Source organism: Corynebacterium sp. NML120713, from assembly GCF_001875735.1.
In the GTDB taxonomy this organism is placed as follows: Bacteria; Actinomycetota; Actinomycetes; order Mycobacteriales; family Mycobacteriaceae; genus Corynebacterium; species Corynebacterium pseudogenitalium.
Map to the genome: position 1 here is coordinate 25,947 of NZ_MLCR01000024.1, position 14,996 is coordinate 40,942.

A 14,996-nucleotide genomic window follows, 5' to 3' on the forward strand; every position below is an offset into this window, starting at 1 on the left:
ATCGCGACCTGGGGAAATAGCCAGGCACCTTTCCGGAAAATCGGGAATTTGGTGCACGTTCTGCCGCGGTTAGCGCCAAATACCCACATTAACAATCAGCGACCTGGTCTTTTGCGTGCACGTCCAGCTCAACGCTCGAACTTAGAGAAAAAGAGCTATCGATTTCGATCCGGTTCTACTTATCCTCAGAGCGATTGTCCTTGAGAAAGCCCATGAAACTGAAGTATGGGACATCTTCTGTCGCTCGTTGAACGGCTGCGAAAACAGCATCACTAATAGGGTCAATCACCTGGTCACTTAGGTTTAAGACTTCCAAGAAGAAGTGCTGGGTAATCATGTACGGACGAAGGCTTTCCTGATTGCTACCAGGTTCTAATTCTTTAGCAAGTTCATACTCGTCTTCATCGCATTCACTAACTGTGAAATCAGGAAGAGCGTCAATTTCGGAGAAGGAAAGTTTGAGTTCCTTCTGGAAACGCTCTGCAATGTGGTAAGAATCCTTTTCAGAGCAATACACGTAAAGCTCTTCGTAAAAGCCTTGCAGCTCACCATTTGACAAGGAAGAAAGACTGGTCATTCGAAAGCCGCTCCGTTCATGAGTAGTTGGGATAGTAAGTTTAGCTTTCACGGGGGCAGCAATTTCGGTTGCGCCGAGTGCTAGTGCTTATGCACCGAAGCCAGCATCGGAAGTCTTCCCAGCGCAGAAAAAGCCTCCACGAGGAAAAGGATTCAAGCTCAAGCACTGTCGAGCAATTTAGCTCCCCACCAAAGCCCCTAAATAATCTTGCGCTCCCTCGCCCGGTCCACGGCGGCGGTCCGGTTGTCCACGCCGAGCTTGTTATAGATGTGGATCAGGTGGGTTTTCACCGTGGCCTGCGAGATGAAGAGCCGGTCGGCGATGGCGCGGTTGGAGGCGCCGGTCTGCAGGGCGCGCAGGATTTCGATTTCGCGGGCGCTTAGGGCTTCGTCGGGGCGCATGAGGCGCTCGGCGAGGACTCCGGCGACTTCCTGGGAGAGGACGCGTTTGCGCTGGGAGGCGGCGATGATGGCGTCGTGGAGTTCGTCCTCGGGGGCGTCTTTGAGCAGGTAGCCGAGGGCGCCGGCTTCGACGGCGGCGACGACGTCGGCTTCGGTGTCGTAGGTGGTCAGGATGAGCACGGGCGGGCCGCCTGCTTCGCCGAGGCGCCGGGTGACTTCGATGCCGTCCACGTTCGGCATCTGGATGTCGGTGACCACAACGTCGACGTTGTCGGGCATCCGCTCGATGGCGCGCCCGTCCGCGCCCTCGCCAACAACGGTGATGTCGCCGAAGGAGTCGAGTACTGCGCGGAGGCCGGCGCGGACGACGGGGTGGTCGTCGAGAAGCATGACGTTGATCTCACTCATGGGTGTCCTTTCCCAGGGGGATGCTTGCTGCTAGTACGTTACCTTCGACGCTGAGGGTGCCGCCGACTTCCGCGACGCGCGCCCGCAGACCGCGCAGGCCGTAGCCTTCGGGGCCGGTGATGCCGCGACCGTTGTCGAAGACGTCGACGGTGGCGACGTCCCCAAGCTGTTCCACCGTGACCACGGCGCGGGTGGCGCCGGCGTGGCGCACGATGTTGGAGAGCCCCTCGCGCACGACTCGCTCGATGACGCCGGCGGCGGGCTCGGGCACGTCCTCGACGTTGAGGTCCACCGTGAGCCGTTGCCCGAGTGCTTGTTGACGCCCCTCCGCTCCCCGCGCGAGCTCCTCCAGCCTGCGTGGCAGGGGTTCGGCGGGCCCGGCGTTGACGGCGACGAAGCGGCGTGCTTCGGCGAGGTTGTCGGAGGCGGTGGCGCGGATGGTGTCCAGGATCTGTTTCGCGCCGGGCTCGGTGATTTGTTTGTCCAGCGTGCGGCCGAGCAGCACGATGGAGCTGAGGCCTTGCGCGATGGTGTCGTGGACTTCGCGGGAGAGGCGGGCGCGTTCCTCGAGGACGCCGGAGGCGTGCTCGGCGGCTGCGAGCTCCATGTGGGTGGCCTGGAGTTCGTAGGCGAGGTGCTTGTAGTGGTCGGCTTCGGCGCGGAGTGCCCGGTAGGAGTGGTAGATCAGTAGCGCCAGCACGGTGCCCAGCAGCGGACCGACCACTCCGCCGATTCCCGCGCCGGGCGCTGTGACCGACAGCGTGAAGGCCAGCAGCAGCGCCGCCACCGCGATACCGGACCAGGTGGGCAGCACCACGGAGACCAGGATGACCAGCGGGAACTCCAGCCAGACGAACTCCGCGGCGTGCAGCGCCATAACCACCCACAGCGCGAGGACGGCGGCGAGCCAGGTGTACATAGCAGCGCGGGGGAAGCGCTTGCCTTCGTTGTAGGCCACGGTCCCGGCCAGGTAGAGCAACGCGAAGGGGACCGCCATGCAGATGGCCAGCGGGTTCCACCCGCTGGAGGCGATGCCGACGAACAGCAGCACGGCGACCAGCACGTGCAGGCTGACGCGCAGGAAGGTGAGGATCCGGTTGGTGGTGTTCACGTTGCTCACCTTAGACGGTGCACCCGACATCCGATGGAGGGCGGATCAACCGGACGGTTGATTCGAGGTTCAACCCCGCTCCCGATGTGGATTATGCCTGCTCACACGCACAATGTGGGCATGTTCGTCGGATTGAGAGAAATTGTGAAAGCCAAGGGGCGGTTCGGCCTCATTGTCGGCACGGTCGGGTTGATCACGTTGCTCGTGGTGATGCTGACCGGGTTGACCAACGGTTTGGGCAAGCAGAACACGGAGGCCCTGGAGGCACTGGATGCAAAGTCGGTCGTCTTCCAGGACATGGATGAGCCTTCCTATATGACGTCGCGCGTGACGGCGGAGGAGGGCACGGTCCCGCTGGGCACCGGCCAAACCTTGCTGCTGCGCGAGAACGGCAAGGAGGAGTCCATCTCCATCCTGGGTCTGCCGAAGGGCACGGAGCTGCCCGGCGGCGAGGTGCTCGGCGACGGCGCGGTCGCGTCGCGTTCGCTGAACGTCGCTCCTGGCGACGAGCTCTCCGTCGGCGGCACCCCGATCACCGTCGACGCCGTCACGGATGACTTGTACTTCTCCCACACCGCGGTTCTGTGGGTGAATACGGAGGACTGGAAGGCCGCTATGCACACCGACGCGGACGGCACGGTGCTGCTCGCTAGCGATGACCGTGGCATGAGTATGAAGGACTCCTTCAACGGCCTGGCTGCGTACAAGTCGGAGCAGGCGTCCTTCAACATGATCCTGGGCTTCCTGTACGCCATCGCGGCGCTGGTCATTGTGGCCTTCTTGACGGTGTGGACCATGCAGCGCACCCGTGACCTGGCCATTTTGAAGGCGATTGGGGCGTCGAATAGCTACTTGCGCAAGGATGCGCTGGGTCAGGCGGCGGTGCTGCTGGGCATCGGCGCGGCGGTTGGCGCCCTGATTGCGCTGGGCATTGGGCTGGCGGCGTCGAAGGTTGCGCCGTTCTCGCTGACGGTGCTCACGGTCGCGGGGCCGCCGCTCGCGATTTGGGCGATTGGGATGGTCGGCGCGTTCATCGCGACGCGCCAAATTACAAAAGTTGAGCCGCAGCTCGCACTGGGAGGTATTGCGTAAATGTTGCACATGGAAAACGTCACCGTCACGTACCAAGACGGCGAGGACACACTCACGGCGCTGGATAACGTCAGTTTCGACGCCAACCCCGGCCACCTCACCTTCATCATTGGTGAGTCCGGCTCCGGCAAGTCCACCCTGCTTTCCGCGGCGGCGGGCCTGCTCACCCCGGACAGCGGCACCGTTCTTGTCGACGCCACCCCGGTCTCCGACGAAGTCCGACTGCAGAAGATCGGGATGATTTTCCAGCAGGCCAACCTGATCGGGGCGCTGAATGTCCGGGATCAGCTGCTGGTCACCGACCATATTCGTGGTGTGAAGCCCCGCGTGGACCGCGCGAACGAGCTGCTCGCGGAAGTCGGCCTCGACGGGCTTGGGGACCGCAGCATGCAGCAGCTCTCCGGCGGGCAGCGCCAGCGCGTCGGCATCGCCCGCGCGCTGATGGGGGAGCCGAAGCTGATCCTGGCGGACGAGCCGACCGCGGCGCTCGACTCCGAGCGCTCCCACGAGATCGTGGCGCTGCTGCGCACCCTGGTGGAGGAGCACGATATCGCCTGCGGGTTCGTCACCCACAACGCCAGCCTCATTTCCGAGCGCGACGAGGTTGTCCGCGTCCGCGACGGCCACGTGTCGCGCGAGCGCGTTTCAGCGTAGCCGCGGCCGCGACCCAAGCGCCAAGGTGATGAACGCGCAGGCCGCCAGCCCGGCCGTCATGCAGAGCGTGCCAGGCAGGAAGCCGGCGTCCACCACTGCGGCGCCGAGCGCGGACCCGGCCGCGATCCCGACCTGGTAGGTAACCACGTAGATGGAGCTTGCCAGGTCTTCGTTGCGCTTCCCGGCGTGCAGGAAGATGGTGGTTGCCGACGGCGGCAGCGCCCCATTCGCCAGACCGAACACGATAATCATCGCGATGATGAGCAGTACCGATTTCGTCTCCAGCGCGAGCAGCCCCAACGCCGCCGACCCGACCAGCAGCACGGCGACGAACCCGTTGACCCGGATCATGCGCCGGTCCACCGTGTTGCCCGCCGTCAGCACGCCAATCACCCCGCAGATGCCGAAGAGGGATAGCCCGAACGGGACCAGCTTCGGCCCGGCTGTCGTCGTCATGAGCAGCGCCAGGTAGGTAAAGGTGGTGAACACGGCGGTGACGTTGAACGTCAGGAAGAGGACCAGCGACGGTATCGCCGACTTTGTCCGCTTCGCCCCCGCTGCCGGCTCCGGGTGCTTCGCCGGCATCGAGGGTAGCGACGCCACTAACGCCACCACCGAGAAAATCACCGCGACGCCCAACGCCCAGGTAGCGCCGCGCCACCCGATCATCCCGCCGAGCATGGTGGTCAACGGCGTACCGATCACCGCCGACATCGTCGACCCGAACGACACCGTCGCCACGGCCTTGCCCGTCATCCCCTTCGGCGCAAGGCGTGCGGCCATCGGGTTGATGAGCGACCAGAACAGCCCGTGCGTAAACGCCGCGGTCACCCTCGCCGCCACCAGCACCGCGTAACTGTTCGCGATGCCCTGCAAGATCACGCCCCCGGCCAGGAAGCCGAGCGTGGCCAGGAAGACTGGCCTGCGGTCCCAGTTGCGGGTGAAGTGCATCAGCGGGATGGTCACCACGGCGACGAGGCCGGCGTACACGCTCATGAGGAGGCCGATCTGGCCTTCCGTCACGCCGAGGTCCTGTGCCATGGGCCGAATCAGACCCACCGCGAACATCTCGTAGGTGACGTAGACGAACGCCGCGAAGCTCATCGCGGACAACGGCAGCATAGGGAGCGACGACTGTTTACTCACACGTGACAACCTACACCGCGCGTGTTAGGCGAACGCCCCCAGGTTCAGCGCCTGCATGATCACGGTGCCTCCCGCTAGCACCGCGCCGAGTACCCCAAGCACGATTCCCGCGATTGCGAGCGGCGTGAGCTCCTTCTCTTCCACGGTCTCGGGCGTAGTCGTGGTTGGGGTCGGTTCCGTAGTCGGCTTTGCCACGGGCCTCGTTGTGGCCGTTGCGGTCGGCTCGGGTGCTTGGGTGGTTGGCGTGGCCGGTGTCGTGGGCGTGGGCTTTGGTGCCGTGCTGGTAGTCAGCGTCGGGATCGGCGGCACCACCGTATTCACCGCGTTCGGCGGGATCGGTAGCGCCAGGGTGGCGTCGCCGCCGGCGGCACAGAGCTGCTCAGCCCGCTCCCGCAGAGTGACGTATTCCTTGACGCGCCGCAGGTTGGTGTAGAAGAACGTGTCTGCGTATTGCTGCGCCCAGGCGGTTGCGGCGGCGTCGCTGAGCCCGGGGAAGCGGGTTTGGAGCTCGCGCGCGATGTCTGGGGTTTCAGTGGCTTGGGTGACCGGCCGGAACAGGGCGCGTTGCCCTGGCCCGAGCACCTGGTATTGCCCCATCAGTTCGTAGTAGTGGTAGGTCAGCACGTCATCCGCCGACGCCTGCGGTGTGGTGCGTTGCGGACTGTACTTGAATAGGTACCACTCGGCGACGCTCGCGGGCAGCCCCGCCTCAGTGAAGGCCTCAACCGCGTACGTGTGCTGCAGCGAGTCGGGCCGCGCGAAGTTGCTGGGAGCGAGAAACTCTCGCCCTTCCTCTTCCCTAATCCGCTTATAGACGTCCTCTTCGACCTTCCCCAGCTCCGGAAACGCTTGCCGGAATGTTTGATAGTCCAGCGCGTACTCTTTTTCGGGCGCGGAGAAGTGGAGGCGCGCTGCGTTCATGAGGCGGGCGTATTCGGCGGGGGAGAGGTAGAACGCGCAGAGTTTCGTTGCGGGATCTTGGGGGCCGATGACGGCGGCGTCCGCAACTGGAGATAGCAAACTGGCGCTGAGCCCGAGGGCTACAACGCCAGTGAAAAATCTCCGAGACTCCATGGAGATGAGATTACAGCATCTTGGCTGCTGTCAGGCCGAGGACCGCCAGGATTGCAATCACGATGGTGCCAACAATGCCACCGATGAGGGCAGCCGAGTTATCGCTCGTATCGACTGTCTTCGAAGGCTCCTGGTTCACAGTGGTCTTCCCGTTCAATGGGTTGACCTGAACGTCAACGGAAACCGTGGTGGTCGGAGAGGAAGGCGTGGTGGTTGGCTGCTGTTCCTTGTTACGGTCCGTGCCCTCAGCACCCTGCGAGACTGCGTCCGGGTTGGAGTGCTGCGTTGGGAAGAGCACGATGCCGGACTTGCCGTCGCGGCAGTTGTCCTTCGACTGGTTCAGCGCTGCTTCGACCTCCGCCATGGTGCGGGTCTCTGCGACGCCTTCCTGGTTCTCGAACTGGTCAACCCAAGCAGCTGCCTGTTCGTCGGTGAGGCCCTTGAACTGGTCCTTCTTCTCCTGGATCAGGGCGTCGCGGTCACCGATGGTCGGGAAGACTGGTTCCGGTGCGCGGAACGACTGCTTCGAGGCTGGGATCTCGCCGTTCTCGAAGTACTTGTCGTACTCCAGGATCTCTGGGAGGCGACCCGGGTTCTCGAAGCCTGCCACGACTGCGTCGCTCCACTTGTGGGTGACGTAGTCGAGTGCGACAGACTCTGGCAGTTCCGAGTCCTCAGCGACCTGCTTAGCGAGCTCAGCGAGCTTCGGGCGAGGATCTGGCTGGAACTGCTGCTGGTACGCAAAGTCCGACTTCAGATCGTTGTACAGCTTCTCGCCGTGCACCTTGGCTGCTGGGAAAGCCTGCTCGAATGCGAGCTTCCACGCCTTGTCGACGTCGAAGCTTGCTGCCTTGCCCTTCGACTGCTCATAAAGCTTTGTCTCTTCGGCGTTAAGGCGGATGGAGCATACGCCGGAGACATTCTCGCCAACGGTGGCACCTTCAGCGGAAGGGGCGACCATGGCGCACGCGCCGAGCGAGAGCGCGATTGCGATTGCTTGGAGTCTCCGATTGTTGAACATATTTCTGAGTGTAGCCGAGGGAGCTGCGGAAACGTATTCGTTCGTTGACGCGTGTTTCTGTATTTATCCAGGAAAAACCGTAAATAAACCTTAATATTCACATACTCGCAGGTCCATGACATGTGTTTGCGGGATTGTTCAACATCTACATTTAAGGAAGCCACAAACCAAACAAAGGGACCATACCCCACCTAACCCTTTCTGGGGGTGTACGGGGTGAAAATGCAGTTCATCGGCCCTAAATTACACCGCTGTAATTTAGGGGCCTTACACTGCTTTTGCTAAAAACGTGCGCACCACGCCGTAGCGCTACGCACATTGGATGCAATTTCGCTAGCAGAAGTCTGTGCGTGGCCGTACGATGTCCGGGAAGCGAGCCACGCAGCCACCGCGTGTACCTGAACCGACTGGGCCAAAAGTAGGACGTCGTCTATCCCGTCGCGCGCCACACGAGCCCCAATAATCCCGGCAAGCACATCGCCGGAGCCGGGTGTGGCGGCCCAGGAGGAGCCGGCGTCGATAAGGATGGATTCCTGACCGTCTGAAACGACAGTGGCGCGCCCTTTGCGGACCACAGTGCAACCAAGTTGGCGGGCGCAGTCGACGGTCCCTTCGACCCGGCCTTTGGTCGCACCTATATATAGGCGTGAAAATTCACCGTCGTGCGGAGTCACAACAACCTGCGCCAACTTACGCGGCGCGCGGGCCACAAGGGTGAGCGCATCCGCGTCGAGCACCACCGGCACACCCTGCTGCAACACCCAATCGACGGCAGCATCCGCCTCCCCATCGATCCCGATACCAGGACCGCACACCCACGCCTGCACCTGACCGGCTTGCTCCAACTCGCGGGTGGCCACGACCTCCGGCCGCGCCCGCACCACCTCGAGGGCCTGCGCGCCCGCGAACCGCACCATCGCCGGTGTCGCCGTCACCGCCCCAGCCGTGCACAGCAGCGCCGCGCCCGGATACGTGCCGCTGCCAGCGTGGATGCCCACCACACCGCCTGTGTATTTGTCGTCATCGGCGCCGGGCTCCTTGACGCTCACCGGCACCGGGCCCATCGGCCTGATGCCCTCGAGGTCCAGGCCCGTGTTGGGCACCGCGCGGTATGCCCGCACGTGGCTCTCCGGCAGCGGTAGGCCAATGTCCGCGCACAGTACATTCCCGCAGCGCGTCGACAGCGCATGCGCGTAGCGCCACCCGCCGAACGTCACCGTCACGTCGGCCTGCAGGGCGTTGCGGCCGGCCTCGCCGGTGTCGGCATCCACGCCGCTCGGCACGTCCACCGCGAGCACCTGGTTCGCGTCGATGTCGGCGACAGCGTCGGGCAGGTCGCCGGCACCGCCGAGGCCGAAGAGGCCGTCGATAAGGAGGTCGCACGCCCCAGGCTTCTCGACGACCCCACCTCCGGCCCCCACAAACGCATCTAACGCCCGCTGCTGCGCCCGGCCCAGTGGCAGCCAAGCCTCGACGTGCCAGCCCTCCCTGACGAGCTCCGCCCCCGCGTACAGCGCATCCCCGCCGTTGCCGCCCGGGCCCACCAGCAGCAACACCCGCTCCCGCGGCCCCGACATCTCACGCGCCACCCGCGCCACAGCGTGCGCGGCGCGCTGCATCAACGCATCAGGAGACGTCTCGGCAGCAAGTAAGGGAGCTTCCGCGGCCCGAATCTCCGCGGCGGAATACGCAAACGGTGCAGCAAACATTCCGCCATTCTACGCGCTATTCCGCCTGGCAGGAGGGGCACCAGAACAAATTTCGGCCCTCGTACTTGCACACCTCAATCGGCGTGCCGCACACAAAGCAGGGCTCGCCGGCGCGGCGGTACACGTAGACCTCACCGCCGTGGTCGTCCTTCCGGGGCGGTCTGTCCATCGCCTCGGGGCTGTGCTCGGGGCGCACAGTATCTATCCGGCCGTGCTCCACCCCATACTCCATCAGCTCGCGCACGTCTTGCCACAGTTGCAGGAACTCCTCGTGGTCCAACGCGCGGCCCGGCACGAACGGGGAAATACCCAGGCGGAACAGTGGTTCCGCACGATAGATATTGCCCACGCCCGCGAAGTACTGCTGGTCCATCATCAATGACCCAATCGTGCGTCTCGACGCCCGCACCCGCTTCCACAGCGCCTCCGGATCCGCGTCCGGATCGAGGGGGTCCTCGCCGCTGCGGTCCAGAATCACCTGCTCCTCCGGTGGGGAGACGTAGCGGCAGTACTGCGGGCCGCGCAGGTTCGCGGCCACGTCCTCGTTGGCCAGCCGCAGCCGGATCTGGCCCCACACGTCCTCGGCGGGCTCGAAACGGAAGGAGCCAATCAGGCCCAGGTGCACGTGCACCGTTGCCGTGGAGAACTCCAAAAACAGGTGCTTGCCCACCGCGCGGGCCTCCGTCAGGGTGGCGTTTGCGAGCGGGGAGACGTCGAAACGCCCTTGCGGGGAGGAAATCTCGATGGGCTGCCCCGCAAACGTGTCGTTCAAGTGGCGGGCGAGGCGGTGGATGACGTGGCCTTCGGGCATTGGACTCTGCTACTCCTTATATCTCACCGATTAAGGTACAGTGCGCGCCGACTTCCGCTCCGGTCGACCTCTTAGCGTCGACCAATGCAGGTCACGGCAATTTGGGGCTTTTCGACGCCAAAAACCTGATTCCGCGCTGACCAGGGTTGGTCGACCGTAAGAGGTCGACGGGAACCAACCCGCCCCAACGTGCACAAATAGAGATGCGCGGGCAGGCCCGGTATACTTCAGGTTCCATGCCATATAGCGTTGGATTTGATCGGGATAAGTACATTGCGATGCAGTCGGAGCACATTTCGGCCCGACGAAAAGCAATTGGGGGAAAGCTCTACCTAGAGATGGGCGGCAAGCTCTTCGACGACAATCATGCCTCCCGCGTGCTGCCGGGGTTTACGCCGGATAACAAGATTGCGATGTTGGACCGCATCAAGGATGAGGTCGAGATCGTGATCGCGTTTAACGCGGGTGACGTGGTGCGTCAGAAGATGCGGGCGGACCTTGGGATTTCCTACGAGGAGGACGTGCTGCGCCTCGTGGACGTGTTTAGGGAGCGCGGGTTCCTCGTCGAGAATGTCGTGGTGACGCAGCTGGAGGGTGAGAACCCGCTGGTGGAGGCGTTCATCGAGAGGCTGCAGCGTCTGGGCCTGACGGTGTCGCGCCACTACATGATTGCCGGGTACCCGCACGATACGCAGCGCATCGTCTCCGAGGAAGGCTTTGGCCGCAACGAGTACGTGGAGACGTCCCGCGACCTGATCGTGATGACGGCGCCGGGCCCGGGCTCCGGCAAGCTGGCCACGTGCCTGAGCCAGATCTACCACGAGCACCGTCGCGGTATTAACGCTGGCTACGCCAAGTTTGAGACGTTCCCCATCTGGAACTTGCCGCTGTCGCACCCGGTGAACCTCGCGTACGAGGCCGCGACGGCCGACCTTGATGACGTCAACGTGATCGACCAGTACCACCTGGACGCCTATGGGGAGACCGTCACGAGCTACAACCGTGATATTGAGGTGTTCCCGCTGCTCAAGGCGCTGCTGCGCGAGGTGACGGGGGAGGAGCCGTACCAGTCACCGACGGACATGGGCGTGAACATGGCTGGCTACTGCATCAGTGATGACGCCGCCTGCCGCCACGCGGCGAAGCAGGAGATCGTGCGCCGGTACTACAAGACGCTCGTGGACGAGCGCCGCGACGACACCGACCACACCGTCTCCGACAGGATCCTGAACATCATGCGCAAGGCGGAGGTGACCCCGCAGGACCGCGTGGTGGTCGCCCCGGCCCTGGAGGTCGCACAAACCACCGGCTCGCCGGGCGCCGCGCTGGAGCTGCCGGACGGCACCATCGTGACCGGCAAGACTACGGACCTGTTGGGGCCGTCGGCTGCGGTGCTGCTCAACGCCCTGAAGGTGCTCGCGGGCATCGACGACTCCGTCCACCTCCTGTCCCCGGATTCCATTGAGCCGATCCAGACGCTGAAGACGCGCCACCTCGGGTCCGTGAACCCGCGGCTGCATACTGATGAGGTGCTCATTGCGTTGTCGGTGTCGGCGTCGACAAGCAGTGATGCGGCGGCGGCGCTGGAGCAGCTGAAGAACCTGCGCGGCTGCGACGCGCACACCAGCACCATCCTCGGCTCCGTCGACGAGGGCATTTTCCGCAACCTCGGCGTGCTGGTGACTTCCGAGCCGAAGTACTGGAAGAAGGGGCTCTACCACAAGCGCTAAACTCGTGGGCATGACGAGCAAGATCCTCCTGTATTACAAGTTCCAGCCCATCGCGGACCCGGACGCGGTACGCCTCTGGCAGCGCGACCTCTGCGAGGGCCTGGGACTGACCGGCCGCATCCTGATCTCGAAGGACGGTATCAACGGCACCGTCGGCGGCGACATTAAGGCCTGCAAGACCTACGTGAAGAAGACGAAGGAGTACTTCCGGGGCATCGAGTTCAAGTGGTCTGAGGGCGGCGCGGAGGACTTCCCGAAGCTGTCGGTCAAGGCGCGCGATGAGATCGTGGCGTTCGGCGCGCCGGGCGAGCTGAAGGTGGACGAGCATGGCGTCGTCGGGGGCGGCACACACCTGAAGCCGGAGGAGGTCAACGAGCTGGTGGCCAACAACCCGGATGTTGTGTTTTTCGACGGCCGCAACGCCCGCGAGGCTGAGATCGGCAAGTTTAAGAACGCCGTGGTCCCGGACGTGGAAACCACCCACGACTTCATCAAGGAGCTGGAGAGCGGCAAGTACGACTGGATGAAGGACAAGCCAGTCATCTCTTATTGCACCGGCGGTATCCGCTGCGAGATCCTGTCCAGCCTGATGAAGAACCGCGGCTTCGAGGAGGTCTACCAGATCGACGGCGGCATCGTCCGCTACGGCGAGAAGTACGGCAACTCGGGCCTGTGGGAGGGCTCGCTGTACGTGTTCGATAAGCGGATGCACACCGAGTTCGGCCCGGAGAATGACCCGGACTATGTGCAGCTTGGCCACTGCGTGCACTGCGGGGCGCCGTCGAACATGTTCTATAACTGCGCGAACGAGCCGGAGTGCCGCCACCAGTACTTAAGCTGCGAGGCCTGCCGGGAGGAGAACCCCTACTGCGCAGATTGCGCTAGTGCGTCGCATCAAGCGCCAGCATCCCAATCGTGACCGTCAGCCACCACATGGTGAACGGCACGATGGGCAGCCAGAACACGCCCATCCAGGGGATCCAGCGTTCGTAGCGGTTGAGCTTGCGCACCATCAGCACCGCGCAGGTGAGCAGGCCCGCCACCGGCGGAATCGAGGTGACGACGGCCCACCACGTCCGCCACGACTCGGTGCACAGCCACGTCGCGTCCCCGGCCTCACACAGGGGGCCGCCCTGCACGCGGGCGACGGCGGCGAGTGCCCACGCGAACAACAGCGTGCCCAGCACCGTCACCACAGCAAGCGCGATCGCCTGCTTCGTCGACGCCTTGTTGCGCCGCGCGACCTCCAGCGGGTCCGGCTCTAAGGCCAGCTCGTCGAAGCTGGCCGGTTCCGGCCGGAGGCGGGAGAAGCGGTCCGCGCCGGAATGCAGATCGTTTTCGGGGTGGTCAAACACGTCAGCCATGGTTAGTGCTTCCCTCGTGGGTACACGATGACGGGCACGGGGGCGAAGCGGATGAACTCGCCCTCGCGGGTGCCAACGAACACGCGCTTGAGCGGGCCCGAGGACTTCGAGCCCAGGCACAAAATGTCGCCCTTCTTCCACTTCACCGAGTCGATGGCCTTCTTCCAACCCTTGCCGGTGGCGACGAAGGTGGAGACGTCGAGACGCTCGGTGTGCTCCGGCCCGAGGTGTTCCGCGACAGCAAACGCCGAGTCGCGTGCGCGGTCCAACAGGCCGAGGGCGGCCTCGTTCCACTCCATCTGGTCTTCCTGATCGTCGAAACCGCCGCCCTCGCTGGGGGAAAACGCGATGATGCGCAGCGGGACGTCGAGAAGGCAGGCGAGCGTGGTGGCGTACGCCAGGCCGGAGAAGCTCGGCTGCACCGCGCCAGAGTCGATGAGCGAGTAGGTGACGCGGGTGATGCCCTTCTTCGAAAGCTGCACGCCCTTCGGCGCCAGGCCCAGCGGAAGCGGGGAGGAGTGCATCATCTCGTCCGCGTCGGAGGTCGGCCGGAAACGGCCCTTCGACGTCTTCGACTTCGAGCCGAGCAGCAAAATATCAGCCTCAAAACCGTCCGCCATCTCGAACAGGCACTCCGCGAGGCTGCCGCGCTCCAGCACCTGCGCCACCGGGTCCGCCCACTGCGAACGCGGCAACTCGTGCTTCAGCGCCTTCGTGGCCTTCTCGCTGATGGTGTCTCGCTGCTTCTGCAGCCACTTGTCGTACTTCTTCGACGACAGCGACTTCGTCCACGAACCCGACACCGACGCCGCAACCCGCACCGTCACGGGCAGGCTCCGCCCCAGCCAGGCGGCGAACTCGATCGCCTCCGAGTTGGAAGCATCCCAACCGACGAGCACTCGAAGTGGGCGCTCAGACTCAAAGGACTGGGCTAGTTCAGAAGAGAAAGATCGTGGCGCCATACCGACCTAGTGTATTAGCTTTCCGGGTTCGCGTAGACGTCTGCCAGGGTATTAATTGCCTCGGTGGCGGCGTCGAGCTGCTGCAGCGAGGCGTCATCAAGCGTGGCGAGCATATCCGCGAGGTACTGCGTGCGCTCCTTGCCCACTCGCCTCAGCTCGCGTTTGCCCTGGTCAGTCAGGTCGACGAGCACGCCGCGCCTGTCCTCCGCGGAGCGCGTGCGGTGCACTAGGCCGCGCTTCTCCAGCTGGTTGATGGTGTTCGAGGCCGTCGGCATCCGCACGCCCTCTGACGTGGCGATATGGCTGATCCGGCTCGGCCCTTCCACCTCGAGGCGACGCAAGATCGAAAGCTGGGGGCCGGTGAGGTCGGAGCGTTCCGTATTTCGGAAATACGCGACATACAAACTCGTCATCGCCGGGCGAATACGCTGTGCCAACTCCAACGGGTCAGGACGATCAGCCATAAGGACCTGCCTTGTACAAAAGAGACGAACAAAACGTGCAACGCATCATTCTATACATAGGCGAAGGAAACTATGTTGTTGCGCTAGTATGGCGGCGATGTTCACCTACCAGCACGAAGTTTCGCACGAATGGCAACGCCGGGCGGCCCTTCGCGCCTATCACGCCGGGCACATTCCCAAAGAAGAGCTTTGCGACGCCGACTTCCTCCTCCGCGCAGCCGCAGAACATCACGGAGAGGCGTCGAAAAGAAACTGCCCAATTTGCGGCCGTGACATGCGAGAAGTGCGCTGGGTGTACAGCGAAAAGCTTGGACGTCGCACCGGCACCGCACGCAGCGAGGCCGAGATTGACACCCTCGTGGGTGAGGTCGGCCCAATCACCGTGCACAAGGTGGAAGTGTGCCCCCACTGCCACTGGAACCACTTGTTGCAAGAATGGACCGCCACTCCAGTGCGGTAAAAACGCCCGGTA

Annotated in this window: 16 protein-coding genes; 5 read left to right on the forward strand and 11 right to left on the reverse strand. The window is 63.7% G+C overall.

Annotated features, from left to right (window positions below; translation table 11 throughout):
• Nucleotides 1-175: 175 nt before the first annotated feature.
• The 3 genes from BJP06_RS10595 to BJP06_RS10605 all read right to left on the reverse strand — a co-directional run bounded on the left by BJP06_RS10595 (nt 176) and on the right by BJP06_RS10605 (nt 2,497).
• Complete coding sequence (locus BJP06_RS10595) at nt 176-577, reverse strand: hypothetical protein (RefSeq protein WP_071573814.1); 402 nt, start codon at nt 575-577, stop codon at nt 176-178.
• 197 nt (nt 578-774) lie between these two features.
• Nucleotides 775-1,386, reverse strand: a complete 612-nt coding sequence (locus BJP06_RS10600; RefSeq protein ID WP_070478570.1) for a response regulator transcription factor — start codon at nt 1,384-1,386, stop codon at nt 775-777.
• Nucleotides 1,379-2,497, reverse strand: a complete 1,119-nt coding sequence (locus tag BJP06_RS10605; RefSeq protein WP_255365848.1) for a sensor histidine kinase — start codon at nt 2,495-2,497, stop codon at nt 1,379-1,381. Before BJP06_RS10605 ends, BJP06_RS10600 begins: the two co-directional genes overlap by 8 nt.
• 120 nt (nt 2,498-2,617) lie before the next feature.
• Between BJP06_RS10605 and BJP06_RS10610 the strand changes: the two genes are divergently transcribed.
• Both BJP06_RS10610 and BJP06_RS10615 read left to right on the forward strand, forming a co-directional pair.
• Complete coding sequence (locus BJP06_RS10610) at nt 2,618-3,589, forward strand: ABC transporter permease (RefSeq protein ID WP_070363407.1); 972 nt, start codon at nt 2,618-2,620, stop codon at nt 3,587-3,589.
• Nucleotides 3,590-4,243, forward strand: a complete 654-nt coding sequence (locus BJP06_RS10615; RefSeq protein WP_071573816.1) for an ABC transporter ATP-binding protein — start codon at nt 3,590-3,592, stop codon at nt 4,241-4,243.
• Here the strand turns inward: BJP06_RS10615 and BJP06_RS10620 are convergent.
• The 5 genes from BJP06_RS10620 to BJP06_RS10640 all read right to left on the reverse strand — a co-directional run bounded on the left by BJP06_RS10620 (nt 4,235) and on the right by BJP06_RS10640 (nt 10,004).
• The gene (locus BJP06_RS10620) at nt 4,235-5,347 is read right to left on the reverse strand and encodes an MFS transporter (RefSeq protein WP_083433286.1); all 1,113 of its coding nucleotides are present in this window, start codon (nt 5,345-5,347) and stop codon (nt 4,235-4,237) included. The genes BJP06_RS10615 and BJP06_RS10620 overlap by 9 nt on opposite strands.
• A 66-nt stretch (nt 5,348-5,413) precedes the next feature.
• The gene (locus tag BJP06_RS10625) at nt 5,414-6,463 is read right to left on the reverse strand and encodes a hypothetical protein (RefSeq protein ID WP_071573818.1); all 1,050 of its coding nucleotides are present in this window, start codon (nt 6,461-6,463) and stop codon (nt 5,414-5,416) included.
• 10 nt (nt 6,464-6,473) lie between these two features.
• Nucleotides 6,474-7,484 (reverse strand): hypothetical protein, encoded by a 1,011-nt coding sequence (locus tag BJP06_RS10630; protein WP_070478580.1) that lies wholly within the window; start codon nt 7,482-7,484, stop codon nt 6,474-6,476.
• 281 nt (nt 7,485-7,765) lie between these two features.
• Nucleotides 7,766-9,193, reverse strand: coding sequence for a bifunctional ADP-dependent NAD(P)H-hydrate dehydratase/NAD(P)H-hydrate epimerase (locus BJP06_RS10635; RefSeq protein WP_071573820.1), 1,428 nt, complete (start codon nt 9,191-9,193; stop codon nt 7,766-7,768).
• Nucleotides 9,194-9,209: 16 nt separating this feature from the next.
• Nucleotides 9,210-10,004 carry an Fpg/Nei family DNA glycosylase gene (locus tag BJP06_RS10640; protein ID WP_071573821.1) on the reverse strand — a complete coding sequence of 265 codons (795 nt, stop codon included), beginning with the start codon at nt 10,002-10,004 and terminating at the stop codon, nt 9,210-9,212.
• Nucleotides 10,005-10,240: 236 nt separating this feature from the next.
• Between BJP06_RS10640 and BJP06_RS10645 the strand changes: the two genes are divergently transcribed.
• Together BJP06_RS10645 and BJP06_RS10650 are read left to right on the forward strand one after the other, a co-directional pair.
• Nucleotides 10,241-11,734: a DUF1846 domain-containing protein gene (locus tag BJP06_RS10645; protein WP_070975356.1), complete on the forward strand. Its 1,494-nt coding sequence runs from the start codon at nt 10,241-10,243 to the stop codon at nt 11,732-11,734.
• A 10-nt stretch (nt 11,735-11,744) separates the two neighbouring features.
• Entirely contained in the window at nt 11,745-12,653 is a 909-nt protein-coding gene (locus BJP06_RS10650) for a rhodanese-related sulfurtransferase (RefSeq protein ID WP_070975355.1), read from the forward strand.
• On the opposite strand, the gene BJP06_RS10655 is transcribed toward BJP06_RS10650, so the two are convergent.
• The 3 genes from BJP06_RS10655 to BJP06_RS10665 are packed head-to-tail and all read right to left on the reverse strand — an operon-like array spanning nt 12,616 to nt 14,524.
• Nucleotides 12,616-13,098 carry a hypothetical protein gene (locus tag BJP06_RS10655; protein ID WP_071573822.1) on the reverse strand — a complete coding sequence of 161 codons (483 nt, stop codon included), beginning with the start codon at nt 13,096-13,098 and terminating at the stop codon, nt 12,616-12,618. The two genes, BJP06_RS10650 and BJP06_RS10655, sit on opposite strands and share 38 nt — an antisense overlap.
• A gap of 2 nt (nt 13,099-13,100) precedes the next feature.
• The gene (locus BJP06_RS10660) at nt 13,101-14,060 is read right to left on the reverse strand and encodes a universal stress protein (RefSeq protein ID WP_071573823.1); all 960 of its coding nucleotides are present in this window, start codon (nt 14,058-14,060) and stop codon (nt 13,101-13,103) included.
• Between the two features lie 14 nt (nt 14,061-14,074).
• Nucleotides 14,075-14,524, reverse strand: coding sequence for a MarR family winged helix-turn-helix transcriptional regulator (locus BJP06_RS10665; protein WP_070361721.1), 450 nt, complete (start codon nt 14,522-14,524; stop codon nt 14,075-14,077).
• A 97-nt stretch (nt 14,525-14,621) separates the two neighbouring features.
• On the opposite strand from BJP06_RS10665, the gene BJP06_RS10670 reads away from it, so the two are divergent.
• Nucleotides 14,622-14,984 (forward strand): DUF5318 family protein, encoded by a 363-nt coding sequence (locus BJP06_RS10670; RefSeq protein WP_070478730.1) that lies wholly within the window; start codon nt 14,622-14,624, stop codon nt 14,982-14,984.
• The last annotated feature ends 12 nt before the right edge of the window (nt 14,985-14,996 follow it).

What these genes read in the sequence shown, in the direction of transcription:
- BJP06_RS10595 (WP_071573814.1), bottom strand. Translation starts at nt 577, where the DNA reads ATGACCAGTCTTTCTTCCTTGTCAAATGGTGAGCTGCAAGGCTTTTAC.
- BJP06_RS10600 (WP_070478570.1), bottom strand. Translation starts at nt 1,386, where the DNA reads ATGAGTGAGATCAACGTCATGCTTCTCGACGACCACCCCGTCGTCCGC.
- BJP06_RS10610 (WP_070363407.1), top strand. Translation starts at nt 2,618, where the DNA reads ATGTTCGTCGGATTGAGAGAAATTGTGAAAGCCAAGGGGCGGTTCGGC.
- BJP06_RS10615 (WP_071573816.1), top strand. Translation starts at nt 3,590, where the DNA reads ATGTTGCACATGGAAAACGTCACCGTCACGTACCAAGACGGCGAGGAC.
- BJP06_RS10620 (WP_083433286.1), bottom strand. Translation starts at nt 5,347, where the DNA reads ATGAGCTTCGCGGCGTTCGTCTACGTCACCTACGAGATGTTCGCGGTG.
- BJP06_RS10625 (WP_071573818.1), bottom strand. Translation starts at nt 6,463, where the DNA reads ATGGAGTCTCGGAGATTTTTCACTGGCGTTGTAGCCCTCGGGCTCAGC.
- BJP06_RS10630 (WP_070478580.1), bottom strand. Translation starts at nt 7,484, where the DNA reads ATGTTCAACAATCGGAGACTCCAAGCAATCGCAATCGCGCTCTCGCTC.
- BJP06_RS10635 (WP_071573820.1), bottom strand. Translation starts at nt 9,193, where the DNA reads ATGTTTGCTGCACCGTTTGCGTATTCCGCCGCGGAGATTCGGGCCGCG.
- BJP06_RS10640 (WP_071573821.1), bottom strand. Translation starts at nt 10,004, where the DNA reads ATGCCCGAAGGCCACGTCATCCACCGCCTCGCCCGCCACTTGAACGAC.
- BJP06_RS10645 (WP_070975356.1), top strand. Translation starts at nt 10,241, where the DNA reads ATGCCATATAGCGTTGGATTTGATCGGGATAAGTACATTGCGATGCAG.
- BJP06_RS10650 (WP_070975355.1), top strand. Translation starts at nt 11,745, where the DNA reads ATGACGAGCAAGATCCTCCTGTATTACAAGTTCCAGCCCATCGCGGAC.
- BJP06_RS10655 (WP_071573822.1), bottom strand. Translation starts at nt 13,098, where the DNA reads ATGGCTGACGTGTTTGACCACCCCGAAAACGATCTGCATTCCGGCGCG.
- BJP06_RS10660 (WP_071573823.1), bottom strand. Translation starts at nt 14,060, where the DNA reads ATGGCGCCACGATCTTTCTCTTCTGAACTAGCCCAGTCCTTTGAGTCT.
- BJP06_RS10665 (WP_070361721.1), bottom strand. Translation starts at nt 14,524, where the DNA reads ATGGCTGATCGTCCTGACCCGTTGGAGTTGGCACAGCGTATTCGCCCG.
- BJP06_RS10670 (WP_070478730.1), top strand. Translation starts at nt 14,622, where the DNA reads ATGTTCACCTACCAGCACGAAGTTTCGCACGAATGGCAACGCCGGGCG.